This is a genomic window from Pokkaliibacter sp. CJK22405, from assembly GCF_046614695.1.
Lineage (GTDB): Bacteria > Pseudomonadota > Gammaproteobacteria > Pseudomonadales > Balneatricaceae > Pokkaliibacter.
In genome coordinates, this window is record NZ_JBKKHQ010000013.1 from 304,980 (window position 1) to 329,398 (window position 24,419).

The window sequence follows — 24,419 nt, forward strand, 5'->3', positions numbered from 1 at the left end:
ACTGCTGCAAGTAAAAAATAAGACTTTATAGTTTTAGGCAATTTATACCGAGTATTCGGTCTTATTCGAACAGCTCATAATCTCTAGCATGGCTTCTGTCGTTAACACAGAGGAAAAGATGATCCATGGCGAACAAGACCCTACTTATCACCGGCGTCAGCAGCGGCTTTGGCGAAGCCCTGGCAAAAGCAGCTCTTGAGGCTGGTCACAACGTACTGGGAACCGTACGCCGGGAAGAAGACCGGCAACGCTTTTGTGCCCTGTCGGCCAAAGCCAAGGGCGTTCTGCTCGATCTTGGCAACAGCGAGCAGATAATTCCGACGGTGCAGTCCTTTATTGCCGAACACGGCCCCGTGGATGTGCTGGTCAATAATGCGGGTTACGGTCATGAGGGCGTGCTGGAAGAATCGCCTCTTTCGGCGATGAAAGCGCAGTTTGAAGTGAATGTCTTTGCAGCCGTGGCGATGATTCAGGCATGCCTGCCCGGTTTTCGCCAGCAGGGCCACGGCCATATTCTTAATATCACGTCCATGGGCGGCTTTATCACCATGCCGGGGATTGCCTATTACTGCGGCAGCAAGTTCGCCCTGCAGGGCATCTCGGAGGTGCTGAGTGATGAGCTGGCACCGCTGGGGATTCATGTAACGGCGGTGATGCCTGGCTCATTTCGCACCGATTGGGCAGGCCGCTCAATGCAGCGCTCACCGCGCTCTATTGCCGACTATGACGGCATCTTTGACCCCATCCGTGAGGCTCGTCAGCAAAAAAGCGGCAAGCAAAATGGAGACCCGGCCAAAGCAGCACAAGCAATGTTGTCCATTCTGGAGGAAGCACAGCCACCGGCCCAGCTGGTACTGGGCAGCGATGCATTGTCACTGATGCGAAAGAAACTCACCGCCTATGAAACCACGCTGGAGCAATGGCAAGGTCTCAGTCAAAGCACGGACAATCCGCTCTGATCAGGCATCAGGGGCAATAAAGCAGACCGCCGCTCAATGGCGGCGGCTGTTCAGGGAAATAACGTTATCGGGGGAGCCGCTCAGGGCGTGGGCTTTGATCTGCTGATAACTGAACTCCAGCATGCCAAGCCAACTTTCCGAGAACAGCTGCAGCGGACGGAAACCGCGGGATGAACCACCCCGGTGGCGCTCCACATCATTCACGCGCAAGCCAAAATTGAAGGCATCTTCCTGACTCCTGGGAAGATGGCCGAGTTTTTTGGTTTCCTCTTCCAGATGCTGGGACACATCACGCAAATGCGCCATCACACTGGCATCGTAACCCTGACGGTACACCTGCTGAATGCTTAGCTGGTCTACCAATGCGCCGAGTACGTCTTTGGTGCTGTTGTCATCCAGCATGCACACAGCCAGCACTTCGCGCCATAAACGCTCCCTGAACAGCTCAGGGAAATGGCTGATATCGTCAAAATCGACATCCGTAAACAGCATGACGTAACGGCTGTACTCTTCCATCGCCAGCACACAGCGGCCCTGCGGCAATGTCACCAGATGGGCATACCAGTGCATACCATCAGGCTGAATATCCAGCTCGGCAGACAAAATCGGCTTCATATTGCCCGCCAATGCCTTGCTCAGATAAATCTGGATCATTGCGTTCTCCTGTTCATTCAGCGCCACGGCAGAGTCATCACGCCCTGTGGCCGCCCTGATAGTCTCTACCCTAGCCGATCCCGCGACAGGCTTCATCCGCATTTTGCAGTCTCCCTGCCACCCTTCGACAGAAAACAGCTGCGATTAACCGAAACCTTCATTAACAGCCTGAAGGATTTAGCGGGTACGTAGCGGGCAAAAAATCCCCAAGAGTCTACACAGGTGCCATGACAAAACCGTGGCAGCCGTTTTACCAAGGATTCCCCACGCGGGAAAAGGTCATGATGATAGGAGGAGTTATGTCGACTCAGACAACTGACAAACAGCTTAATCGCAAGAAAATCGCCGTACTGGTTACAGATGGCTTTGAGCAGATTGAGCTGACCTCACCCATCAAAGCATTGAAAGAAGCGGGCGCCACTGTGGATATCATTTCGCCCAAGAAAGGACAGGTCAAAGGCTGGAAGTTCACTGAATGGGGCGATTCTTTCGCTGTGGATAAAGCCCTCTCGGAAGCCAATGCCAAAGACTACGATGGCTTAGTGCTGCCGGGCGGAGTGATTAACCCTGACAGTCTGCGTACTGAGGCTAAAGCCATTACCTTCACCCAGTCATTCTTCAGCGATGGCAAACCCATTGCCGCTATCTGCCATGGTCCGCAGCTGCTTATCGAAACCGGGGCACTGCAAGGTAGAACACTGACTTCGTTTCAGTCACTGAAAACGGACCTGAAAAATGCTGGTGCGCGCTGGGAAGACAGAGAAGTTGTCACTGATAAAGGCCTGGTGACTTCCAGAACGCCGGAAGATCTTCCCGCCTTCAACCGGAAAATGGTGGAAGAGTTTCGTGAAGGCACTCACGCCGGCCAGAGAACCTTATAAATTCACTCTCTCTGGTTCAGGCAGAAACCGCGCTGGTTAGCGCGGTTTTCTTTTGCCCTCAGAAAACCTCAGGCGGCCAGAGGAATTCTGGCGATCACCTTGATCTCGAAATCAAAACCCGCCAACCAGTTCACGCCCACCGCGGTCCAGTTAGGATAAGGCGCCTCACCCAGCACCTGCTCACGCACGGCCATCACGGTGCCTATCTGCGCTTCCGGGTCTGTATGAAAAGTCGTGACATCCACCACATCGTCCAGGCTGCAGCCGCGGCCCGACTCATTAACGGCGCCGCGCTCTGGATCGCCGCCAGTGAAGAGCCGGAAGCCACCGTCGGCAAAGCCGTCGATGCGTTTATGCTGCTGGCGCAGGGGTTACTGGCCTAAAGCTTTATTTTCCGATACAGAACGAGCTAAAGATGCGCCCAAGCAGATCATCCGGACGGAACTCGCCGGTGATTTCGCTCAGGGTATCCTGCGCCAAGCGCAAGTCTTCAGCGAGTAACTCACCTGCACCGTAACCTGCCAATTGCAGACGCCCTTCTTCCATCGCCTGAGCCGCACGCTCCAGTGCATCCAGGTGGCGACGTCGGGCGATAAAGCCGCCTTCGGTGGTGCTGTCAAAGCCCATGCAGTCTTTGAGGTGCTGGCGCAGCGCATCCATGCCCTCGCCGTTGTGGGCAGAAAGGCGAATCACTGGCGTGTCACCAGTTGTGGATAAACCTGCCGCTTCACCGCTTTGGTCGATCTTGTTACGCACCAGGGTGAGCTTGCTGCTATCTGGTAAAGTATCCACAACCCCTTCGGCTTCCAGTGCCGCCCAGATCGCTTCTGGAGACTGATCAGCCTGGCGTTGTGAATCAACCACCAACATGATGCGATCGGCGTCTCTGATCGCCTGCCAGGCGCGCTGAACGCCAATACGCTCCACCTGGTCTTCTGTTTCACGCAAACCGGCCGTGTCGATGATGTGAAGCGGCATACCATCGATCTGGATCTGCTCTTTGAGGATATCCCGCGTGGTGCCTTCAATATCGGTGACAATCGCCGACTCCCGGCCCGACAAGGCATTCAGCAGGCTGGATTTACCGGCATTCGGACGCCCGGCAATCACCACTGTCATGCCTTCGCGTAAAATAGCGCCTTGCGTGGCTTCGGCCAGAATCGCAGCCAACTCGTTCTGCAACAGTTGTAGCTGACCGGCAACATGGCCATCCGCCAGAAAGTCGATTTCTTCTTCAGGAAAATCTATCGCCGCTTCAACGTAGATACGCAGCTGTATCAGCCCTTCTACCAGTTGCTGTACACGGGCAGAGAAAGCTCCCTGCAATGAGCGTAATGCACAGCGCGCCGCCTGTTCTGAAGCGGCATCGATCAGGTCAGCGATAGCTTCGGCCTGCGCCAGATCCAGCTTGTCATTGAGAAAGGCCCGCTCGGAGAACTCACCCGGGCGAGCCAGTCGCGCACCGAGCTTGAGTAAACGCTTAAGGAGTAAATCCAGTACAACAGGGCCACCATGACCTTGCAGCTCAAGGACATCTTCACCTGTGAAGGAGTTCGGGTTGGGGAAAAAAATCGCCAGTCCCTGATCAAGCTCAAGTCCATTGTCATCAAGAAAAGGCGTGTAGTGGGCATAACGTGCCCTGGGGATAAAACCAATCATGGCTTCGGCGATACTGGCAGCTCTTGGCCCAGAAACACGAAGAATGCCGACGCCACCCCGTCCGGGCGGCGTTGCCTGGGCAACAATGGTATCGGTATCCAGCACTGCCGAGCTCCTATTTTATCCACGACATGATCAAAAAACGCATTATGCCTGATTATCCACAGGCGACAAAAAAGGCCCCGAAGGGCCTTTATTCACAACCGGGTGGCTCAGGCTTTGCTGCCTTCACCCTCGATGCGACGAGTGATGATGTACTGCTGTGTAATCGACAGGCAGTTGTTCACCACCCAGTACAGTACCAGACCTGCTGGGAAGAACAGGAAGAAACCGGTAAAGACGATGGGCAGGAACTTCATAATCTTGGCCTGCATGGGATCCGGCGGTGTCGGGTTCAGTTTCTGCTGAATGAACATGGTGCAACCCATGATGATAGGCAGAATAAAGTACGGGTCACTCACGGACATATCGTGAATCCAGCCGAAGAAAGGCGCATGACGCAGCTCAACGGATTCTGACAGTACCCAGTAAAGGGCAATAAACACTGGCATCTGGATCAGGATAGGCAAACAGCCGCCCAGCGGGTTGATCTTCTCTTTACGATAAAGCTCCATCATCGCCTGAGACATTTTCTGGCGGTCATCGCCAAACTGCTCTTTCATGCGCTGAATCTGCGGAGCAAATTTGCGCATTTTGGCCATGGAGCGATAGCTCATCGCGGAGGGATAGAAGAAGATCGCCTTCACTACCAGCGTGGTCAGGATAATCGCGATACCCCAGTTGCCGACGATGCTGTGGAAGAACTTCAGCATGGCGAACAGCGGCTGACCAATAAACCACAGCCAGCCGTAATCCACGGTCAGGTTCAGGTTAGCAGCGATATTTTTCAGTACATCCTGATTTTTCGGACCGATATACAGGGAGGCGTCCACAGAAGCCTGCTGGCCGGGAGCGACGGTAAAGCTTGGCTCAACCACACTGATAACGTAGTTCGAACCCGATTTACGACCGGTATAGTGGTTTACGCCTTTATCCTGATCACCCGCCTGTTCTTTCTCGGCATTAGTGGTAGGAATCCAGGCTGTCAGGAAGTAATGCTGGAGCATGGCGACCCAGCCATCCTGAGACTTCTTGTCGAAATTCTCGCCGTCTTTCAGATTTTCGAAAGTGACTTTTTCGTAGTTTTTATCCTGCGTCGAGAAAACCGGACCCAGATAAGAACGCAGGCCCATACCGTGATGTTTACTCGGATCTTCCGAACCATCACGCTTCAGCTGGCCAAACATGTTGGCAGTAAATGCAGCCTCTGAAGTGTTGTTGATCAGGTAGCTGACCTTGACCAGATTACTGCCCTTTTCCAGGGTAAAGCGCTTGGTAATTTCAACGCCTTTGTCAGTGGAGGTATGCAGATCAACGTTCAGCGTGTCCTTATCGCCCAGCTCATAAGACTTGGCTGTAGCGGTGTACATAGGACGACCATTTTTGCTGGCATCAGGACCATCGGTACCAATCAGACCACTCATGGCGGTGTAAGTACGGGTGCTGTTGTTTTCCAGCATGACAAAAGGCTTCTCTGGAGAATCCAGTCGCTCTTTGTGATTAGGCAGGGCTGCGTAAAGAATATCGCCGCCTTTCAGATCAATGCGCAAATCCAGTTTGTCGGAGCTAACACTGATCAGGCCACTGGAGATCTTGTCGCTGTTGGACGCCGAACCTGCCGGAGCAGTCGGTGTATCGCCAGCGGAGGAAGATGCAGATGGGAGATCGTTGCTGGCCGCAGGGGCATCAACACTGGGCATATCAGCCGAACTGATGGTCTCGGAAACATTAGCGGTTGCCACAGGCTGACCGTAATCTTCGTTCCACTTAATCACCAGCACATAAGCGATGAATGCCAGAGCACTCATCATAATAATCCGTTTTAGATCCATCGTGTGATCGCCAATGGTCGGGGTTTAATCAGACTGGAGTGGGAGCATCGGGCAGCGTGCAGACAAAGCTGGCTACCAGTAATTCCTGAGGCGTACCGCCAACTGAAAAGACAATTAACGAGTGGGAGCACCTTCACTCAGAGCAGCCGCTTTTTTTCGCAATCGTTGCCAGAGTCTGGCAAGTATCTGACGTAACTCTTCATTGGAGAGATCGCCAAGCCCCTGTCGGGCGATTATGACGAGGTCCAGCGCGTCCAGACGAGTATGCGTGACTCTGAAATGCTCACGAATAACCCGCTTAATCCGGTTGCGCTGGTTTGCCCGTCTGACATGCTTTTTGGCGATTACCAACCCAAGTCGTGATCTTTCTTTACTGCTTGGCCTTGCCAGAATCAGCAGCGACTTGTCGGAAGCTTTAACGAGAACATCGTCAAAAACTTCCTTGTAGTCCCTGCTGTCAAGCAAACGAGCCTGGCGGGGAAAGGAAAAATCAGACATTAAATAACCGTCAGGTCAGGGGTGGTAACCAGCCAATGCATGCTTAGGCGCAAAGACGCTTGCGGCCTTTAGCGCGGCGAGCAGCCAGTACTTTCTGGCCGTTCTTGGTTGCCATACGAGCACGGAAACCGTGAGTACGCTTGCGTTTCAAAACGCTGGGTTGGAAGGTTCTTTTCATGGTGAATAATCCGATTTAGTGCACTTAAACCTAGGTCATTTTACCGAATAGCCCCCCTCCCCATGAGTATTCACCGGATGGGCAGACAACGGTAAGCGCGGAATTCTAGAGGAATCCCCTGCGTAGTTCAAATGAAAGCGTACAAAAACTGATCGACTTCCCAGTGCAATCCTTTCAACAGGCCTGACTGTCTTTGTTACTTCGGTGTTTTCTGGACCCTTCTGATGAATCGCTGCATGACTGTCATCCTGATCTGGTTTTCAGCCTTATCCAGTCGCGTCATTGCCATTTTCAAATCTTGTGTTTGTGAACTCATACCCTGAGAGGTGGATGATCAGTCAGGGGTCGTGATTCTGCCTTCTGAGATAGAGGGCTGTTTCAGTGAGCAAGGAATTTTTTTATCAGAAATTACATTTTATCCCTGTCTTATTTATTAATAGTCATTCAATAAGGGCATTAGCCCTTTAAGAAGATAGTAGTTGTAGTAATGATGAGGGGCGCGAGAATCTGTGGATAAGGTATCTTAGCCCAGAAACTGCGCCTCTTTGCAGTTGTACACAACTCTGGGCTGAAAAGGTGACTTCAGGGTGTTTTTTTTGTCCACACCCTGTGTGTAAAACCCTGCCTTATCAACAAGGATATTCCACCCTCCACTTATGCACACCCTGTAACCTTGTCTGTGGACGGTTTTCTGACAGAGCTTAGGCCATTTTTTCGCCAATAATGTGGATAACTGAATGCCCTGCAGGTAGAATCCCCGGCCCTGTTACGAATTAAATACTGCGGTTATTTCGAGGTATTCGCGTGGTCGTCGAGTTTTGGCAACGAAGTCTGGTACGCCTGCAGGAAGAGCTGCCTGTTCAGCAATTCAATACCTGGATCCGTCCATTGCAGGCGGAAGAGGATGAGTCCGGTCAGTTAAAGCTTCTGGCACCGAACCGTTTTGTGATGGACTGGGTATCTGACAAGTATCTTCAGCGCATCAAAGAAGTGTTCAAGGATGCCTGTGAGGGTGACAGCTATAGCTTGTATCTGGATATCGGGCAGGTACGTCGTGGAGCCTTAACAACACGTGCTCCTCAGCCTGTTCGTCCGACGACGTTAAGCGGCCGTAGTCAGGAACCTGCTCAACCCTGGCGAGCACCGGCTCCAGCACCAAAACCTGCTACTCCTGAACCCGAACCAGCACCTACCTATAAGGCAGAGCCTCAGCAGAGTAGCCTGAGCTATATGCCAGCGGCGGAAGAGCCCGCTATTGAGGTTCTGGATGATGCCATGTACACCCGTGAGCGCACGGTGGATGTCGAAGGTGGTATTCGTCATCAAAGTCATTTGAATAAAGCCTTTACCTTTACCTCCTTCGTTCAGGGTAAATCGAACCAGCTGGCGCTGGCTGCGGCTAAACAGGTCGCTGATAACCCTGGTGGTTCCTACAACCCTTTATTCCTTTATGGTGGTGTTGGTCTTGGTAAAACCCACTTGATGCATGCAGTGGGCCTCGCCATGCTGGAGCGCAATCCCAACGCCAAGATTGTCTACTTGCACTCTGAGCGTTTCGTTGCTGACATGATCAAGGCGCTGCAGCTGAATGCGATCAATGACTTCAAGCGTTATTACCGCTCAGTTGATGCTTTGCTGATTGACGATATTCAGTTCTTTGCCAATAAAGAGCGCTCTCAGGAAGAGTTTTTCCATACTTTCAATGCTTTGCTTGAAGGTGGTCAGCAAATGATCCTGACCTGCGATCGTTATCCTAAAGAGATCAGCGGTCTTGAAGAGCGCCTGAAATCCCGTTTTGGATGGGGCTTAACAGTGGCTGTAGAGCCTCCTGAGCTGGAAACCCGTGTGGCGATCCTGAAAAAGAAAGCCGATGAGGCCAAGGTGAACCTGCCGGATGATGCTGCTTTCTTTATTGCCCAGAAGATTCGTTCCAACGTTCGAGAACTTGAAGGTGCGCTTAAGCGCGTTATCGCTAATGCCCATTTTACCGGCAGTGCGATTACCCTGCCTTTTATTCGCGAGTCGCTGAAAGATCTGCTGGCTCTGCAGGATAAGCAGATCAGTATCGACAACATCCAGCGTGTGGTTTCCGAGTACTACAAGATTAAAGTGGCAGATTTGCTCTCCAAGCGTCGTAGTCGCTCTGTTGCCCGGCCTCGTCAGGTAGCAATGGCTCTGGCCAAGGAAATCACTAACCACAGTTTGCCGGAAATCGGTGATGCTTTCGGCGGACGTGATCACACAACCGTACTGCATGCCTGCCGCAAAATTGCCGAGTTGCGTGATGAAGATGCTGAAATTCGTGAGGATTATCAGAACCTTCTGCGCTCTCTGACGGCCTAAGACCTCTGAAGCAACTGGTGCTCCTTTTCAACTGTTCAGGGAGTGCCGGTACTGATACCATCGTCTGTCTGATACGCCTTTGGGTGAAACCACGAAGACCTAATGGAAGCCTGAGATGAAATTTGTCATTTCCCGCGAAGCCCTGCTCAAACCCTTACAGCTGGTAGCTGGTGTGGTAGAACGCCGACAAACCCTGCCTGTACTGTCCAACGTATTGCTGGTGGCTGAGGCGGATCACCTCTCATTGACCGGTACTGACCTGGAAGTCGAACTGGTAGGTCGTGCCAAGCTGGAGCAGCCTTCTGTCGCTGGTTCCATCACCGTGCCTGCACGCAAGCTGATGGACTTGTGTAAGTCCCTGCCTGACGGCTCCATGATTGAATTTGAAGTGCAGGAGCAAAAGCTGATCCTGCGCTCTGGCCGTAGTCGTTTCACCCTGTCAACGTTACCTGCCAGTGAATTCCCCAGTGTTGAAGACAGCCCCCAGGCTTTTGAGCTCACTCTGGAGCAACAGCAACTCAAGCGCCTGATTGAACGTACTTCTTTCGCCATGGCGCAGCAGGACGTTCGTTACTATCTGAACGGTATGCTGTTGGAAGTCGTTCAGGGTCGTGTTCGCTCGGTATCGACCGATGGTCACCGTCTGGCGACCTGTGCCACGGATCTGGATGTGAGCCCTCCTGAGAAGATTCAGGTCATCGTTCCACGCAAAGGTATTCTTGAGCTGGTTCGCCTGATTTCTGATCCGGAACAGCCTGCACGCCTATTGATTGGTAGCAACCATCTGCGTGCCCATGTGGGTGATTTTGTCTTCACTTCGAAACTGGTGGACGGTCGTTTCCCTGACTATGAGCGCGTTGTTCCCCGTAACGGTAACAAGACGCTGATTGCTGATCGTCAGGAACTTCGTACTGTACTTCAGCGCGCAGCCATTCTCTCCAACGAGAAGTACCGTGGCGTACGCCTTTTGCTCAACCCTGGTCAGTTGCAGGTATTTGCTAACAACCCCGAGCAGGAAGAAGCCGAGGAATCGTTACTGGTTGAATATGATCACGAGAATCTCGAGATCGGCTTTAACGTGACCTATCTTCTGGATGTGCTGAACGTCGTGAGTGAGCCGCAGGTGAAAATCATTCTGTCGGATGCCAACTCCAGCGTGCTGGTTCAGGAAGCTGAAGATGATGACTCTTTGTATGTCGTCATGCCGATGCGTCTCTAACCCTTTCTCTTTTATGCACAATCTTATCCACAGCGGGTGATAGCATTTTGTCTATCACCCGATTGGAAGTTCATCACCTCCGAAACCTCCGCCACGCGGCTTTTTCGCCCTCATCAGGGGTTAACCTGATCTGGGGGGAAAATGGCAGTGGCAAGACCAGCCTGCTCGAAGCTATCCACATGCTGAGCGTGGCGCGTTCCTTTCGTACTCATAAGGTAAAGTCGGTTATTTCCCAGGGGGAAGCTGGCTGTACGTTGTTTGCTCGCATTCGTCACGCTGACTCAGAGCTGCCTGTGGGGATTACCCGGCGATTGGATGGCGATCATGAAATTCGTGTAGGCAGCAGCACTCAGACATCCCTGGCTGAGCTGGCTCGGGTTTTACCACTGCTGGTCATTAATCCGGATGCCTTTCGTTTGCTTGAGGGGAGTCCGGCTGAAAGACGCCAGTTTATGGACTGGGGTGTCTTTCATCAGGAAAACCAGTTTTATGATGCCTGGAGGCGTTATCAGCGTGCGCTTAAACAGCGCAATAGCCTGCTGAAGTGTGGTAAAATCGACCCTCAGTTTCTGGCGGTCTGGACCTCTGAACTGGTGCTGCAAACGGCGGTAATTCATGCATTACGACAGACGTATCTTGAGCGCTTTGCACCCGTTTTTCAGAGCTATTTGTCGCGTTTAACCTCACTTGAAGACGTGACCTTGCATTACTACCCCGGTTGGGATGCCAAACGCGATTTCGAAGAAGTATTGGCCAGTGGTATTGGTCGTGATGCCGAGCTGGGGTTTACCCAGCAAGGTCCGCATCGGGCTGATATCCGGATTAAAGCCAGCCAGAAGGCCGCTGTCGACATTTTGTCCCGTGGCCAGCAGAAGATGGTGGTATGTGCTCTAAAACTGGCTCAGGGGCAGTTGCTGGCTGAACAGAAGCAACGTCAGCCAGTCTATCTGATTGATGATTTGCCCGCAGAGCTGGATCGCACCCACCGGCGATCCTTATGTGAATTAATAGAAGCCTTGCAGTGCCAGGTATTTATAACCTCGGTTGATGCCGAGATTATGGATGATTGCTGGAGCCCGGACTGCAAGGTGCAACGATTTCAAATGGAAAACGGGTGCTTGCAGGATGCCTGAGCACCTCAAGCCAACTGTATCAGGAGTAATCCATGAGTGACGGCGGAAATTACGATTCGTCCAGTATCAAAGTCCTGAAAGGACTGGATGCGGTACGCAAACGTCCCGGTATGTACATTGGTGACACTGACGACGGCAGTGGTCTTCACCACATGGTCTTCGAGCTGGTGGATAACTCCATTGACGAAGCACTGGCAGGTCACTGTTCACAAGTCGAGGTGACTATTCATGCCGACGAGTCCGTTTCTGTGGCTGATGATGGCCGTGGTATGCCTGTTGATATCCACAAGGAAGAAGGGGTTTCTGCCGCTGAAGTTATCATGACGGTATTGCATGCCGGCGGTAAGTTCGACGACAACACCTATAAGGTTTCCGGTGGTCTGCACGGCGTGGGTGTTTCTGTTGTTAACGCGCTGTCAGAAACGCTGGAACTGCGTATTCGCAGAAGCGGTCAGGTCCATGAGCAGCTGTATCGTCATGGTGTTCCCGATGCGCCTCTGGCCGTTGTTGGCCAGACTGAAAAAAGCGGTACCTATGTCCGCTTCAAGCCGTCCGATCAGACCTTCACCAATATTCAGTTCCAGTTCGATATTCTCGCCAAGCGTCTGCGTGAGCTGTCTTTCCTGAACTCTGGTGTGCGTATTCTGCTTAAAGATGAGCGCAGCGCCCGTGAAGAGCTGTTCCATTATGAGGGTGGATTGCGGGCTTTTGTTGAGTATCTCAACAAGAACAAGCAGACCCTCTGTGAAGTCTTCCATTTCAACACTCAAACTGATGACGGAATCGGTGTTGAGGTTGCATTGCAGTGGAATGATGCCTACCAGGAAAGCATTCACTGCTTCACCAACAATATTCCTCAGCGTGATGGTGGTACCCATTTGTCGGGTTTCCGTGCGGCGCTGACACGTTCCCTGAACAACTACATTGAGCAGGAAGGTGTACTGAAGAAAGCCAAGGTTGCCACCTCGGGGGATGATGCCCGTGAAGGCTTAACCGCAATCATTTCTGTTAAGGTTCCCGATCCCAAGTTCTCTTCTCAGACCAAAGATAAGCTGGTGTCCTCGGAAGTGAAAACGGCAGTTGAGCAGCAGATGGGTCGTCTTTTCTCCGACTTTCTGCAGGAGAATCCAACGGAGTCCAAATCAATTGTCGGTAAGATGATTGATGCAGCCCGTGCTCGTGAAGCGGCGCGTAAAGCCCGTGAGATGACGCGACGTAAAGGTGCTTTGGATATAGCGGGTCTTCCCGGAAAACTTGCTGACTGCCAGGAGAAAGATCCTGCGCTGTCTGAACTGTACCTCGTGGAGGGTGACTCCGCGGGCGGTTCTGCCAAGCAGGGTCGTGACCGCAAGACCCAGGCGATTCTGCCGTTGAAGGGTAAGATCCTTAACGTTGAAAAAGCCCGCTTTGATAAGATGCTGAGCTCCGCCGAAGTCGGCACACTGATTACTGCGCTGGGTTGCGGTATTGGCCGTGAAGAGTTCAATCCTGACAAGCTTCGCTATCACAGCATTATCATCATGACCGATGCTGACGTCGACGGCTCACACATCCGTACATTGCTGTTGACCTTCTTCTTCCGCCAGATGCCTGAGATCATTGAGCGTGGCCATGTGTACATAGCTCAGCCTCCGCTGTTTAAAATCAAGCGCGGCAAGCAGGAGCAGTACCTGAAGGATGAGCCTGCTCTTGAAAACTATCTGACTCAAGGCGCGCTGGAGAACTCGGCACTCCATGTTAACGAAGAAGCGCTGGGTATTACCGGTGAAGGCTTGCAGACACTGGTTGCTGAGTACCGCACGGTGATGTCGATCATTGATCGTGTCTCTCGTATCTATCCTAAAGAGATTCTTAAGAGCGCAATCTATGTGGAGCCTTTGACTGTTGAAGGTCTACGTTCTGAAGATCAGGTTCGCCAGTGGACTGACAAGCTGGTGACTAAACTTCAGCAGCAGAGTAACGGTAGTCTTTATGTGGGTAATGTCGTCAAGGATGAGGAGCGTGATGAGTTCCTTCCTGAGATTGTTATTACCTCTCATGGCTTAACTTATCCTCATAAACTGCCGCATGATTTCTTCATCTCACGTGAGTACCAGGCCATTGTGAAGTTGGGTGCCCAGCTTCAGGGACTGATTGAGGAAGGTGCTTACGTAGCGCGTGGTGAGCGTAAGCGTCCCGTTTCTTCTTTCGAGGAAGCGTTGGAATGGCTGACTACCGAGGCTAAGCGTGGCTATAGCATTCAGCGTTACAAAGGTCTTGGTGAGATGAATGCTGAGCAGCTTTGGGAAACGACCATGGACCCTGAGTCTCGTCGTATGCTGCAAGTGTCTATCGAAGATGCTATCGCCGCAGATCAGATGTTCACGACACTGATGGGCGATGACGTTGAACCACGTCGTGCCTTTATTGAAATGAACGCCTTGAACGTAGCGAACCTCGATATCTGATTTGAAAATCCGGATATGTTCCACGTGAAACAAGCCTCCTTCGGGAGGCTTTTTATTGATTCACTTTAGATCTGGGGTTCTATTGGCTCGGTGAATTGAAGAAGGAATGAATATAGTCATGCTTGAGCTTTCTTTATCTGAGGCGCGCCGAATAGTACTTGATGCCCAGAGGCTTAATAAGCAGCCTCATGCCAAGGGAATTAATGGTACCGAGGAAATCGTTAAACACCTCGGCTATGTTCAGATTGATAGTATTAGTCGAGTTCAGCGAGCACATCATCATATTATTTGGAGCCGCCATAAAGGCTACCAGACAGACCACTTGACGAAATTAGTGGAGCAAAAACGACTCTTTGAATACTGGGGTCATGCAGCAGCATTGCTACCGATTAAGAGCTATCGGTTTGCCAAACATCGTATGGAATACTTTCGAGCGGCCAATGGTCATTGGTTTGAGAAGAACTCAGAGGTAATGAGCCAGGTGTTGAAAGCGATTGAAGCTCAGGGAGAAGTACATACGGGATCAATCGATATCGAGAAGACGCAGCGATCTGATCCTTGGTGGGGATGGTCGCCTACCAAACAATCATTGGAGCAGTTATTTCATGAAGGTTATCTGGCCTGCGTAAGGCGTGACGGAATGCGAAAAATATACGATATTTCGTCCCGGGTTATTCCCCAAAACATTCTTTGCGAACGCGCAACCGCTGAAGAAACCGGAAGGTATATGATTACTCGCTACCTTACTAACCATGGATTAGGAAGTAAGGAAGACATTACTTTTTTGATGCGAGAGTTCCGGCCGCTGCTAATCAAACTGCTCGATATCATGGTGGCGGAAAAGACTCTGGTACCTATCAACGTCGAGGGTAAAAAGCATTTTATTGCTGCTGAAGTTTTGAGTGCTAGAACTTCGCCCATCAAAAATCAGCTGCATATCCTTTCTCCCTTCGATCCATTACTGATTAATCGACAGCGCTTTAATCGCCTTTTCGGTGCTAATTATCAGCTCGAGTGTTACCTGCCTGAACCTAAGCGCAAGTATGGTTACTTTAGCCTTCCTCTGCTATTTCGCGATCAAATGCAGGGACGTTTAAACTGTTTCAGAGATCAGAAGCGGTCTGCGTTAGTGCTCGAAAATGCCTTCCTTGAGCCTGGGTTAGGGTCCAGTATTCGACATTCTTTTAAAGAATTGCTTGAGTCGGCTATAGGGCCTTTCGCCGTATTCAATGAATGCCAGGTCATTGATTGGTCAAAGTTCCACGTGAAACACTATTAAGCATATACATGTGAAGCTGCCTGTTTTACTTGATAGACGTTTCACGTGGAACAAAAAAGGCCAGCAAATGCTGGCCTTTTTACTACCTTGAAGTGGCTAAGATTAACTACTCAGGTGAGAAATATCCGCTACATGCAGGAACAGCGAGCGAAGTTGCTGAAGCAGTGCCAGACGGTTAGCGCGAACTTTTTCATCGTCACACATCACCATCACATCTTCAAAGAAGGTATCGACAGGGGCTTTAAGTACCGTCAAACGCTTCAAAGCTTCGGCATAATTACCTGCTGCAAACAGAGGTGCAACGTCGGCTTCAACGGCCTGCAGAGCGTCAAACAGTGCTTTCTCTGCCGCTCCTTCAAACAGATCAACAGAGACCTGTTGGCCGTCAACCACGGCATCCGCGTTTTTGCTGAGCAAGTTAGAGACTCGCTTATTGGCCGCTGCCAGTGATTCTGCTTCAGGCAGAGACTGGAAGGCAGACACTGCACGGGCACGACGAGCAAAGTCCAGAGGTTTGGTAGGCTTCAATACCAGTACAGACTGATAAATAGCCGCGCCCATGCCTTCATCTTCAAACCAGGCCTTGAAACGATCCAGCATAAAGTCGAGCACCTTCTCGACCACTTCCGCCTTGGCGACTGTGATTCCCTGATGCTGATTTACCGCATGCTCAAGCAGGGCCTTGAGATCAAGGTCCAGCTCTTTCTCTACCATAATGCGAAGTGCACCCAGGGCAGAACGACGCAGAGCAAAGGGGTCTTTAGATCCGGTAGGCGGCTGGTTGATACCGAACAAACCTGTCAGTGTATCCAGACGATCGCCCAGAGAAACTGCTGCGCCTGTCAGTGTCGCAGGCAGCTGATCGCCAGCAAAACGAGGCATGTACTGCTCGTCCTGGGCACGAGCAACTTCCTCGGCTTCACCGTCTTTAGTGGCGTAGTGGAAGCCCATCAGGCCTTGCAGCTCAGGGAATTCCAGCACCATCTGGGTGACCAGATCACACTTGCTCAGCATGGCGGCACGGGCTGCCCAGTCAGCATTGTGATTCAGCTGGCTGGCAATCAGGCTGGCGATGCTGGCAACGCGCTCAGATTTCTCAAACAAGGTGCCCAGATCTTTCTGGAAAACGATGTTTTTGAGCTTGTCCTGATAGCTGTCCAGACGGTGTTTTTTATCTGTCTCGAAGAAGAAAGCCGCATCAGCCAGACGTGGGCGAACAACCTTTTCGTTACCAGCGATCACCTGAGCTGGATCTTTCGATTCCAGGTTGGCGATGGTGATAAAGCAAGGCAGCAGGTTGCCTTGAGCATCGGTAACGGTGAAGTACTTCTGGTTGCTCTCCATGGTGGAGATCAGCGCCTGGGCAGGCACTTCCAGGAAGTGCTCTTCAAAACGCCCCATCAAGGCCACTGGCCACTCATTCAGTGCAGTCACTTCATCCAGCAGTGATGGATCAATCTTCGCGGTACCACCCACTTTGGCTGCTTCTGCTTCAACCGCAACGCGAATTTTTTCACGACGAGCTTCATGATCTGCCAGCACATAACCTTCATCCTTGAGTACGGTGAGGTAACTGCCGGGCGTTGGAATATCGAGGGTACGGTTGCAGTGGAAACGATGACCACGGGTTTCACGGCCAGACTTCAGCCCCAGCACTTCGCAGTCGACCACTTGCTCGCCGAACAGTGCAACCAGCCAATGAGCAGGACGAACAAACTCAACACGGCTAGCACCCCAGCGCATACGCTTGGGAATAGGCAACTTGTCGATGGACTGCTGAATCAGACCTGGCAGCAGGCTGGTAGTCGCCTTGCCCTGTTCTACCTGATTAAAAATGTAGTAGGTGCCCTTCGCGGTTTCTTCCTGAGCCAGTTCGGCAATGGTGACACCGCAAGAGCGAGCAAAACCTTCGACTGCTTTTTCAGGCGCGCTGATGGCAGGACCGCTGCGCTTGATTTCACGATCAGGCTGAGAGGTCGACAGCTGCTCGATGATAAAAGCCAGACGACGAGGCGCGGCATACGTCTTCACTGCACCGTGAGGAATGCCCGCTGCAGCCAGACCATCAATAACGGTTTGGGCGAATGCATCACGCAGTGTGGTCAGGGCTTTGGGAGGCAGCTCTTCAGTGCCCAGCTCGACCAGAAAATCCAGATGTTCCATTAGGCTTCCTCTTGAGACTGTGCAAGGACTTCGTCACGGATGGCAGGGTCTGCCATGGGGAAGCCAAGGCGCTTACGCGCATCGAAATAACTGTGGGCAACACCGCGTGCCAGCGTACGCACACGCAGGATATAACGCTGACGCTCGGTGACGGAGATCGCCTGACGGGCATCCAGCAAGTTGAAGGTATGAGAGGCTTTCAGCACCATCTCATAAGCAGGCAGAGGCAGCTGTACTTCCAGTAGCTTGTTACATTCACGCTCGTAGTAATCAAAGTTACTGAACAGCGTCGGCACATCAGCGTGCTCAAAGTTGTAGGTTGATTGCTCAACTTCGTTCTGGTGATAAACATCGCCATAGGTGACGACGGTGCCATCGGGCGCTTTACACCAGATCAGGTCGTAAACGGAGTCAACGCCCTGCAGGTACATGGCCAGACGCTCAAGACCGTAAGTAATCTCACCGGTGACCGGATAACACTCAAGGCCACCCGCCTGCTGGAAGTAGGTGAACTGGGTGACTTCCATGCCGTTCAGCCATACTTCCCAACCCAGACCCCAGGCACCCAGTGTGGGCGATTCCCAGTTGTCTTCGACGAAGCGCACATCGTGAACGGAAGTATCCAGACCCAATGCATGCAGTGAGCCCAGGTACAGCTCCTGAAAGTTTTCAGGTGAAGGCTTCAGTACCACCTGGAACTGGTAGTAGTGCTGCAGACGGTTGGGGTTTTCGCCATAGCGGCCATCGGTAGGACGACGGCTCGGCTGAACGTAAGCAGAGCGCCATTTCTCTGGACCAATGGCACGCAGGAAAGTCGCTGGGTGGAAAGTACCGGCGCCGACTTCCATATCCAGGGGCTGCACAATCACGCAGCCTTGGTCGGCCCAGTATTGTTGCAGAGCCAGAATCAGGCCCTGAAACGTACTGATATCAGGAGTTGCTGGGTGGGTCACAGAATCACCATGAAATTGAAAATGAAGAGCGAATTTTGTGGGGTGACAGTATACATCATGGCTGCACCCTGCCCTAGAGCGCGTATGGACAGGCTGACAGTGCGTTATGGGAGGATGGATGTGGATGAGTGAGGGTTTCGGCCTGTGCGGTCGCTTGTGAATAATTTGGCAGGTTTATAAAAAGTAAACGCTGTGGATGAAGTGACTTTTATAATGCGCGATTTTTATCCACAGATTTGGTTATCCATACAGTATTTTATTTTTTCTTATTGATAATCAGTAAGTTAAGCAGATTTTTGTAAATAGTCTTGTGGATAACCTGAATATAACTTGCTTGGAAGGCGTGAATAGCCAGAAAGACGCAGTGGTTCAGATCAACGGGCAATAGCACCCCACTGCCCTGCACCCAGGCGGACAAGATCGGCCCCGCTCAGCTCAATTTCCAGCCCTCGCCGACCGGCACTGACGTAAATCGTTTCCTGAGTCTGTGCGCTATCATCCAGCACCAGCGGTAGCCGCTTCTTTTGTCCCAGCGGACTGATTCCTCCCACCACATAGCCTGTGGCTCTCTCCGCTTCGGCAGGTGTCGCCATTTCTGCTTTCTTGCCCTTAAGTGCACTGGCGATGGCTTTCAGATCCAGCTTGCAGTTTACCGGCACAACAGCCACAGCTAGTTGTTTACCATCCAGCTTGACCATCAGGGTTTTGAAGACGCGCTCCATGGGTAAACCGAGCTTTTCAGCGGCTTCCTCGCCGTAGGACTCCGCTTTGGGATCATGAGTGTAGCTGTGGGTCGAAAATGCGATACCGGCCTTCTCAGCCTGTTTGATGGCAGGTGTCATCAATAGCTCCGAATCAGTGACGCCAGAACATGGGTGTAAAGAGGACAAGCAAGGTAAAGACCTCCAGCCGGCCCAATAGCATGGCCACACAGAGAATCCATTTGGCAGCATCAGGCATGGTGCCAAAGTGCGCAGCCACTTCACCCAAGCCTGGACCCAGATTATTCAGACAAGCGCCTACTGCGGACCAAGCGGTGACCTGATCGAGACCTGTTGCCAGCAACGCCAGCAGCAGCACCACAAAGACGATCAGATAGACGGAGAAAAACCCCCAGACTGCCTCGACGACACGGTCAGAAATTGGCCGCTTGCCAATCTTGACCGGGAAAACCGCCGAGGGGTGAATCAGGCGATAAATCTCTCTCAGGCCCTGGCGCAGAATGATCATGATACGAATGACCTTCATACCACCGGCGGCAGAGCTGGCACAGCCGCCCATAAAGGCGGTGACAAAGAGTAGAAACGGCAGAAGACTTGGCCAGTGGGCGAAATCTGCAGTGGCAAAACCTGTTGTCGTGGCAATCGAAACCACCTCAAAAACACCACGCCGAAGGGCTTCGTCAGGGGCGTAGGTTTTGGCATAGATCAGCACGCTAACGGTGAGCAAACAGATGCCGCCGAGGGTAATCAGAAAGAAGCGGCATTCCGGGTCCAGCCAGTAATGTTTGAGACTACGCTGACGATAGGCCAGAAAGTGCAGGCTGTAATTGATGGTGGAGACCAGCATGAAGAACACGCAGATGGCCTCGATCAGGCCGCTATCAAAGTAGCCGATACTGGCATCGTGGGTCGAAAATCCCCCGATGGCGACGGTGGAAAAGGCATGGCCCACGGCATCAAAGAAACTCATGCCAGCAGCCCAGTACGCCAGCAGGCAGGCGACGGTCAGGCTGAGGTAAATCACCCAGAGCGCTTTTGCTGTTTCGGTAATACGGGGGGTCAATTTGGAGTCTTTTACCGGGCCCGGCGCTTCCGCCCGATAAAGCTGCATACCACCGATACCGAGCATCGGCAGGATGGCCACAGCCAATACGATGATTCCCATGCCGCCAAACCATTGTAGTTGTTGGCGATAGTAGAGAATGGAGGCCGGCAGGATATCAATACCGGTAATCACAGTCGCGCCGGTGGTGGTCAGCCCTGACATGGACTCGAAAATAGCGTCGGTCACGCTAAGGTTAGGCTGCAGGGAGATGGCCAGCGGAATGGCACCGAACAGACCCAGAACCAGCCAGAAAAGCACAGTGATGACGAAACCGTCGCGGGTACGAAGCTCCTCGCGTACTCGGGCAACCGGCAGCCAGATGAGCACACCGGTCAGCAGGGTAAAGATAAAGCCCCAGATAAAGGGCATGGCATGGCCATCGCCGGCGAACATCGAGACAACCACGGGTGGCAGCATGCTGATGCTAAACACCATCAGCAGAATACCGAGAACGCGAAGAATGACCTTCCAGTGCATGGTCGACCTCAGAAGAAGGTGAAGTCGACCTGGAACAGACGTTCCACTTCAGGGATGTACTTCTTGTCGACAAGGAAGAGGATGACGTGGTCATCGTTCTCGATCACCACATCATCGTGGGCGATGAGTACTTCATCGCCACGCACCAGTGCACCGATGGTGGTGCCGGGCGGCAGACGCAACTCGCCAATGGTACGGCCAACCACTTTGGAAGAGTAACGGTCGCCATGGGCAATGGCTTCCATGGCTTCGGCCGCGCCACGGCGCAGGGAATACACCGCCGCCACGTCGTGACGACGTACGTGGGTCAGGAGCGTACCGATCGTGGTTTGCTGGGGAGAAATCGCGATATCGATGACACCGCCCTGCACCAGATCAACGTAAGCAGGATTGTTGATCAGCGTCATGACGGTTCGAGCGCCCAATCGCTTGGCCAGCATCGAGGCCATGATGTTGGCTTCGTCATCGTTGGTGAGTGCACAGAACACATCACAGTCTTCGATATTTTCATCCAGCAGCAACTGGCGGTCAGAGACACTGCCCTGCAGCACGATGGAGTGATCAAGCCGGTTCGCCAGGAAGCGACAGCGCTCGATATTGCGCTCGATAATCTTGACCTGGAAATTGTGCTCCAGTTTCTCCGCCAGACGCGCACCGATGTTGCCACCGCCGGCAATCATAATTTTGCGGTACGGGCGATCCAGCTTGCGAAGCTCACTCATGACGGCGCGGATATCTTCACGTGCAGCAATCAGAAAGACTTCATCATCGACTTCAATCACAGTGCTGCCCAGCGGTGTGATTGGTGAGCCACGGCGGAAAATCGCGGCGACGCGGCAATCCACCTTGGGCATGTGCTCGCGCAGTCGGGCGATTTCATGGCCTACCAGCGGGCCGCCATAAAAGGCTTTAACGGCCACCAGCATGAGTTTTCCATCAGCAAAATCCAGTACCTGCAGTGAGCCTGGCGTTTGAATCAGGCGCCAGATACTGCGGGTCACTTCCTGCTCGGGGCTGATCAGCACATCAACGGCGATAGCCTTTTCGGTGAACAGCGTATCGCGTTCGGTGAGGTAGTCGCTCTCGCGTACTCGGCAGATTTTTTTCGGCGTCTTGTAGAGCGTCTTTGCCACCTGACAGGCCATCATGTTGACCTCGTCACTGTTGGTGACGGCAATCAGCATGTCCGCATCTTCACAGCCCGCTTCCTCCAGCACGCTCGGGTAGGAGGCTTTGCCTTCCACGGAACGGATATCAAGGCGATCCTGCAGTTCACGCAAGCGCTTGACGTCGGTATCTACCACGGTGATGTCATTGGCTTCGTTGGCGAGGTTTTCGGCCAATGTGCCGCCAACCTGTCCTGCGCCGAGAATGATGATCTTCATGGAATCGCGTTACCTGTGAATGAACTGTCCGAAAAGAAATCCGTCAGTACGGATGATTAACTCTGAGGTTATGCCTTGGCAAGCCGGGCGTAAAAGAAGCCATCGTGACCTTCAAGGGTCGGAAACAGCTGACGGCCAAACGGCTGCTCAATGCCCCATGCAGCTTCAATCGGCAGGCAGGTGGCATCCTCATGTTGCTTCATAAAGCGTTCGATAATGCGGTTGTTTTCCTGCGGCAGGATCGAGCAGGTGGCATAGACCAGCGTGCCGCCGGGAGCGAGCATCTGCCAGAGGTTATCCAGAATACTGAGCTGCAGGCTGGCCAGCGCCAGAATGTCGTCGCTGGTGCGCAGGGATTTGATATCGGGATGGCGGCGAATGACGCCGGTCGCCGAACAGGGAACATCGGCCAGAATGGCATCGAAAGGTTGTCCGTCCCACCATTCCTGAGTGGCGGCATCACCTTCGATCAGTTCTGCACCCAGCCCCAGGCGCTCAAGGGTGTCCTGAGTGCGCATCAGGCGATGGGGTTCGATATCCATTGCCTGCACCTCAAGTTCCGTTTCCGCCGCTGCGGCCAGCTCCAGCAAATGGGCTGTCTTGCCGCCGGGAGCACAGCAGGCGTCGAGTACACGACCGCTGAGAGTATCCAGTAAAGGTGCAGCCAGTTGTGCGGCTTCATCCTGCACGCTCACCAGACCTTCTTCGAAACCTGGCAGCTGGCTGACATCCATCGGCTGGCTCAGGGTCAGGCCGAAGGGGCTGTGCTGGCATTTCACTGCGGCGATTTCTGCCTCGGTCAGCAGAGTCAGATAATCATCCCGGCTGATTTGTGAAACGTTGACACGCAGGGTCATTGGCGGGCGATCGTTATTGGCGGCGATGATCTGCTGCCAGTGTTCTGGCCAGGCATGGGAAAGCTTGGCGGTCATCCAGGCCGGATGAGCGTAATCAAACTCGGATTTACCCTGCAGATGCTCAAGGATCTCGTCTTTTTCACGCTCATAGCGGCGCAGTACACCGTTAACCAGCCCTGTCGCCCAGTGTTTATCGATGTTGCGGCAGACTTCAACGGTCTGGCTGATCGCTGCGTGAGAAGGCACACGCATGTATTCGAGCTGATAAAGGCCGACCATTACCAGAATATTGACGTCGATATCGCGGCGCTTGAAGCGCTTCACCAGCAATGCATCCGTAATACATTGCAGACGGGGCAGCCAACGCATCACGCCGTAGCAGATTTCCTGCACCAGCCCCTGATCGCGGGTATCTTCCTGCTCTTCGGCATGGCTTAGGGCGGCGGTCAGCGAGAGGCCGCCGTCCAGTACATCCAGCAGAATTTCTACCGCCTGATGACGTGCATTCATGCCTCGGCCTCCTGAGTAAATACCTGTCCGGGGGCAAAGAGTTCAGCCTTGCCGTTAAGAATGTCGGCGCAGCTCATGGCACGGCTGCCGGGCAGTTGCAGCGTCGTGAGTGCCAGTGCACGGCCATCACCCGAGGCAACGAGGATGCCTTCTTTACCGGCGCTGAGGATGCTGCCTGCTGCGGCACCGGCCTTACCGGGCGCCAGACGGGCGGCATGAACGCGAATACGCATGTCGCCGAGATCGGTATAAGCAATCGGCCAGGGATGCAGACCGCGGATCTGGCGATCAATCTCGGTGGCATTCTTATGCCAGTCGATGGAGCCTTCCTGCTTTTCCAGCTTGTGCGCGTAGGTTGCCAGGCTGTCGTCCTGAATCTCGCCTTTCATCGGGCCTTGTGCCAGCTGGTTCAGCACTACACCCAGAGCCTCTGCACCCAGAGAGGCAAGACGGTCATGGAGCATGCCGCTGGTTTCCTTGCCATCAATCGGTGTGGTGAGGGTATAGAGCATCGGACCGGTATCGAGGCCCGCTTCCATCTGCATGATGGTGACGCCGGTTTCACCATCGCCACTGAGCAGCGCACGATGAATCGGCGCAGCACCGCGCCAGCGTGGTAACAGGCTGGCATGAACATTGATGCAGCCAAGGCGCGGAGTATCCAGCACTGCTTGTGGAAGAATCAGACCGTACGCGACGACGATCATCAGATCAGCGTTAAGGGACGCCAGCTCCTGTTGTGCTTCTGCCTGACGCAGACTGACCGGTTGAAATACCGGAATGTCGTGGGCCATTGCCAGCTTTTTCACCGGGCTTGCCATCAGCTTCTGACCGCGACCGGCAGGGCGATCTGGTTGGGTGTAAACACCGACCAGCTCATGTGGACCGGCAATGACGGAGGCCAGGCTGGTGGCGGCAAATTCCGGCGTACCGGCGAACAGGATGCGTAGTGGCTTGGTCATGATCTTCTGGCTATATCTGCGAGCCGCTAAGGGTAAACGATTATTTCGGGAGTTGATAGAAAACCAAGGGTAGACCAGACTCGGTAGCGATTCTTCATCTTCAT

The 24,419-nt window shown here is 52.9% G+C and carries 21 protein-coding genes; 8 read left to right on the forward strand and 13 right to left on the reverse strand.

The features are described from left to right. The first annotated feature begins 125 nt into the window (after window positions 1–125). Window positions 126–959 carry an oxidoreductase gene (locus ACKC9G_RS10265; protein WP_411404945.1) on the forward strand — a complete coding sequence of 278 codons (834 nt, stop codon included), beginning with the start codon at window positions 126–128 and terminating at the stop codon, window positions 957–959. A gap of 33 nt (window positions 960–992) precedes the next feature. On the opposite strand, the gene ACKC9G_RS10270 is transcribed toward ACKC9G_RS10265, so the two are convergent. Then, window positions 993–1,613 carry a DUF6933 domain-containing protein gene (locus ACKC9G_RS10270; protein ID WP_411404947.1) on the reverse strand — a complete coding sequence of 207 codons (621 nt, stop codon included), beginning with the start codon at window positions 1,611–1,613 and terminating at the stop codon, window positions 993–995. A 299-nt stretch (window positions 1,614–1,912) separates the two neighbouring features. Between ACKC9G_RS10270 and ACKC9G_RS10275 the strand changes: the two genes are divergently transcribed. Further along, window positions 1,913–2,494: a type 1 glutamine amidotransferase domain-containing protein gene (locus tag ACKC9G_RS10275; protein WP_411404949.1), complete on the forward strand. Its 582-nt coding sequence runs from the start codon at window positions 1,913–1,915 to the stop codon at window positions 2,492–2,494. A gap of 68 nt (window positions 2,495–2,562) precedes the next feature. Here the strand turns inward: ACKC9G_RS10275 and ACKC9G_RS10280 are convergent, their stop codons facing one another. Beyond that, complete coding sequence (locus tag ACKC9G_RS10280; RefSeq protein WP_411404951.1) at window positions 2,563–2,739, reverse strand: Rid family hydrolase; 177 nt, start codon at window positions 2,737–2,739, stop codon at window positions 2,563–2,565. On the opposite strand from ACKC9G_RS10280, the gene ACKC9G_RS10285 reads away from it, so the two are divergent. Next, window positions 2,719–2,877 carry a hypothetical protein gene (locus tag ACKC9G_RS10285; RefSeq protein WP_411404953.1) on the forward strand — a complete coding sequence of 53 codons (159 nt, stop codon included), beginning with the start codon at window positions 2,719–2,721 and terminating at the stop codon, window positions 2,875–2,877. The two genes, ACKC9G_RS10280 and ACKC9G_RS10285, sit on opposite strands and share 21 nt — an antisense overlap. A 4-nt stretch (window positions 2,878–2,881) precedes the next feature. Here the strand turns inward: ACKC9G_RS10285 and mnmE are convergent, their stop codons facing one another. The 4 genes from mnmE to rpmH form a co-directional block, all read right to left on the reverse strand. Further along, entirely contained in the window at window positions 2,882–4,258 is a 1,377-nt protein-coding gene (mnmE, locus tag ACKC9G_RS10290) for a tRNA uridine-5-carboxymethylaminomethyl(34) synthesis GTPase MnmE (RefSeq protein ID WP_411404955.1), read from the reverse strand. Between the two features lie 107 nt (window positions 4,259–4,365). Then, window positions 4,366–6,084 (reverse strand): membrane protein insertase YidC, encoded by a 1,719-nt coding sequence (yidC, locus tag ACKC9G_RS10295; protein ID WP_411404957.1) that lies wholly within the window; start codon window positions 6,082–6,084, stop codon window positions 4,366–4,368. A 114-nt stretch (window positions 6,085–6,198) separates the two neighbouring features. Next, window positions 6,199–6,582, reverse strand: a complete 384-nt coding sequence (gene rnpA, locus ACKC9G_RS10300) for a ribonuclease P protein component (RefSeq protein WP_411404959.1) — start codon at window positions 6,580–6,582, stop codon at window positions 6,199–6,201. 43 nt (window positions 6,583–6,625) lie between these two features. Next, window positions 6,626–6,760 (reverse strand): 50S ribosomal protein L34, encoded by a 135-nt coding sequence (gene rpmH, locus ACKC9G_RS10305; protein ID WP_104152938.1) that lies wholly within the window; start codon window positions 6,758–6,760, stop codon window positions 6,626–6,628. An 804-nt stretch (window positions 6,761–7,564) separates the two neighbouring features. Here rpmH and dnaA point away from each other — a divergent pair. From dnaA to ACKC9G_RS10330, 5 genes are all read left to right on the forward strand, one after another. Continuing rightward, the gene (gene dnaA / locus ACKC9G_RS10310; RefSeq protein WP_411404961.1) at window positions 7,565–9,103 is read left to right on the forward strand and encodes a chromosomal replication initiator protein DnaA; all 1,539 of its coding nucleotides are present in this window, start codon (window positions 7,565–7,567) and stop codon (window positions 9,101–9,103) included. A 115-nt stretch (window positions 9,104–9,218) separates the two neighbouring features. Continuing rightward, window positions 9,219–10,322, forward strand: coding sequence for a DNA polymerase III subunit beta (gene dnaN, locus ACKC9G_RS10315; RefSeq protein WP_411404963.1), 1,104 nt, complete (start codon window positions 9,219–9,221; stop codon window positions 10,320–10,322). A gap of 47 nt (window positions 10,323–10,369) precedes the next feature. Then, window positions 10,370–11,455 carry a DNA replication/repair protein RecF gene (recF, locus tag ACKC9G_RS10320; protein WP_411404965.1) on the forward strand — a complete coding sequence of 362 codons (1,086 nt, stop codon included), beginning with the start codon at window positions 10,370–10,372 and terminating at the stop codon, window positions 11,453–11,455. 32 nt (window positions 11,456–11,487) lie between these two features. Further along, the gene (gene gyrB / locus ACKC9G_RS10325) at window positions 11,488–13,902 is read left to right on the forward strand and encodes a DNA topoisomerase (ATP-hydrolyzing) subunit B (protein ID WP_411404967.1); all 2,415 of its coding nucleotides are present in this window, start codon (window positions 11,488–11,490) and stop codon (window positions 13,900–13,902) included. Window positions 13,903–14,020: 118 nt separating this feature from the next. After that, window positions 14,021–15,181, forward strand: coding sequence for a winged helix-turn-helix domain-containing protein (locus tag ACKC9G_RS10330; protein ID WP_411404969.1), 1,161 nt, complete (start codon window positions 14,021–14,023; stop codon window positions 15,179–15,181). Between the two features lie 102 nt (window positions 15,182–15,283). Here the strand turns inward: ACKC9G_RS10330 and glyS are convergent, their stop codons facing one another. The 7 genes from glyS to fmt form a co-directional block, all read right to left on the reverse strand. After that, window positions 15,284–17,344: a glycine--tRNA ligase subunit beta gene (gene glyS / locus ACKC9G_RS10335; RefSeq protein WP_411404971.1), complete on the reverse strand. Its 2,061-nt coding sequence runs from the start codon at window positions 17,342–17,344 to the stop codon at window positions 15,284–15,286. Further along, window positions 17,344–18,297 carry a glycine--tRNA ligase subunit alpha gene (gene glyQ / locus ACKC9G_RS10340; protein ID WP_411404973.1) on the reverse strand — a complete coding sequence of 318 codons (954 nt, stop codon included), beginning with the start codon at window positions 18,295–18,297 and terminating at the stop codon, window positions 17,344–17,346. Before glyQ ends, glyS begins: the two co-directional genes overlap by 1 nt. Before the next feature lie 374 nt (window positions 18,298–18,671). Further along, entirely contained in the window at window positions 18,672–19,139 is a 468-nt protein-coding gene (ybaK, locus tag ACKC9G_RS10345; RefSeq protein WP_411404975.1) for a Cys-tRNA(Pro) deacylase, read from the reverse strand. Between the two features lie 13 nt (window positions 19,140–19,152). Then, window positions 19,153–20,601, reverse strand: coding sequence for a TrkH family potassium uptake protein (locus tag ACKC9G_RS10350; protein ID WP_411404977.1), 1,449 nt, complete (start codon window positions 20,599–20,601; stop codon window positions 19,153–19,155). A gap of 8 nt (window positions 20,602–20,609) precedes the next feature. Beyond that, window positions 20,610–21,986: a Trk system potassium transporter TrkA gene (trkA, locus tag ACKC9G_RS10355; protein WP_411404979.1), complete on the reverse strand. Its 1,377-nt coding sequence runs from the start codon at window positions 21,984–21,986 to the stop codon at window positions 20,610–20,612. 68 nt (window positions 21,987–22,054) lie between these two features. Beyond that, window positions 22,055–23,353, reverse strand: coding sequence for a 16S rRNA (cytosine(967)-C(5))-methyltransferase RsmB (gene rsmB / locus ACKC9G_RS10360; protein ID WP_411404981.1), 1,299 nt, complete (start codon window positions 23,351–23,353; stop codon window positions 22,055–22,057). Beyond that, window positions 23,350–24,315: a methionyl-tRNA formyltransferase gene (gene fmt / locus ACKC9G_RS10365; protein WP_411404983.1), complete on the reverse strand. Its 966-nt coding sequence runs from the start codon at window positions 24,313–24,315 to the stop codon at window positions 23,350–23,352. Before fmt ends, rsmB begins: the two co-directional genes overlap by 4 nt. Window positions 24,316–24,419: the final 104 nt, after the last annotated feature.

Coding starts and splice junctions, on each gene's coding strand:
- ACKC9G_RS10285 (WP_411404953.1), top strand. CDS start 2,719: ATGAAAAGTCGTGACATCCACCACATCGTCCAGGCTGCAGCCGCGGCC.
- trkA (WP_411404979.1), bottom strand. CDS start 21,986: ATGAAGATCATCATTCTCGGCGCAGGACAGGTTGGCGGCACATTGGCC.
- ybaK (WP_411404975.1), bottom strand. CDS start 19,139: ATGACACCTGCCATCAAACAGGCTGAGAAGGCCGGTATCGCATTTTCG.
- ACKC9G_RS10350 (WP_411404977.1), bottom strand. CDS start 20,601: ATGCACTGGAAGGTCATTCTTCGCGTTCTCGGTATTCTGCTGATGGTG.
- rnpA (WP_411404959.1), bottom strand. CDS start 6,582: ATGTCTGATTTTTCCTTTCCCCGCCAGGCTCGTTTGCTTGACAGCAGG.
- dnaN (WP_411404963.1), top strand. CDS start 9,219: ATGAAATTTGTCATTTCCCGCGAAGCCCTGCTCAAACCCTTACAGCTG.
- ACKC9G_RS10275 (WP_411404949.1), top strand. CDS start 1,913: ATGTCGACTCAGACAACTGACAAACAGCTTAATCGCAAGAAAATCGCC.
- gyrB (WP_411404967.1), top strand. CDS start 11,488: ATGAGTGACGGCGGAAATTACGATTCGTCCAGTATCAAAGTCCTGAAA.
- glyS (WP_411404971.1), bottom strand. CDS start 17,344: ATGGAACATCTGGATTTTCTGGTCGAGCTGGGCACTGAAGAGCTGCCT.
- rpmH (WP_104152938.1), bottom strand. CDS start 6,760: ATGAAAAGAACCTTCCAACCCAGCGTTTTGAAACGCAAGCGTACTCAC.
- ACKC9G_RS10270 (WP_411404947.1), bottom strand. CDS start 1,613: ATGATCCAGATTTATCTGAGCAAGGCATTGGCGGGCAATATGAAGCCG.
- yidC (WP_411404957.1), bottom strand. CDS start 6,084: ATGGATCTAAAACGGATTATTATGATGAGTGCTCTGGCATTCATCGCT.
- ACKC9G_RS10330 (WP_411404969.1), top strand. CDS start 14,021: ATGCTTGAGCTTTCTTTATCTGAGGCGCGCCGAATAGTACTTGATGCC.
- rsmB (WP_411404981.1), bottom strand. CDS start 23,353: ATGAATGCACGTCATCAGGCGGTAGAAATTCTGCTGGATGTACTGGAC.
- ACKC9G_RS10265 (WP_411404945.1), top strand. CDS start 126: ATGGCGAACAAGACCCTACTTATCACCGGCGTCAGCAGCGGCTTTGGC.
- fmt (WP_411404983.1), bottom strand. CDS start 24,315: ATGACCAAGCCACTACGCATCCTGTTCGCCGGTACGCCGGAATTTGCC.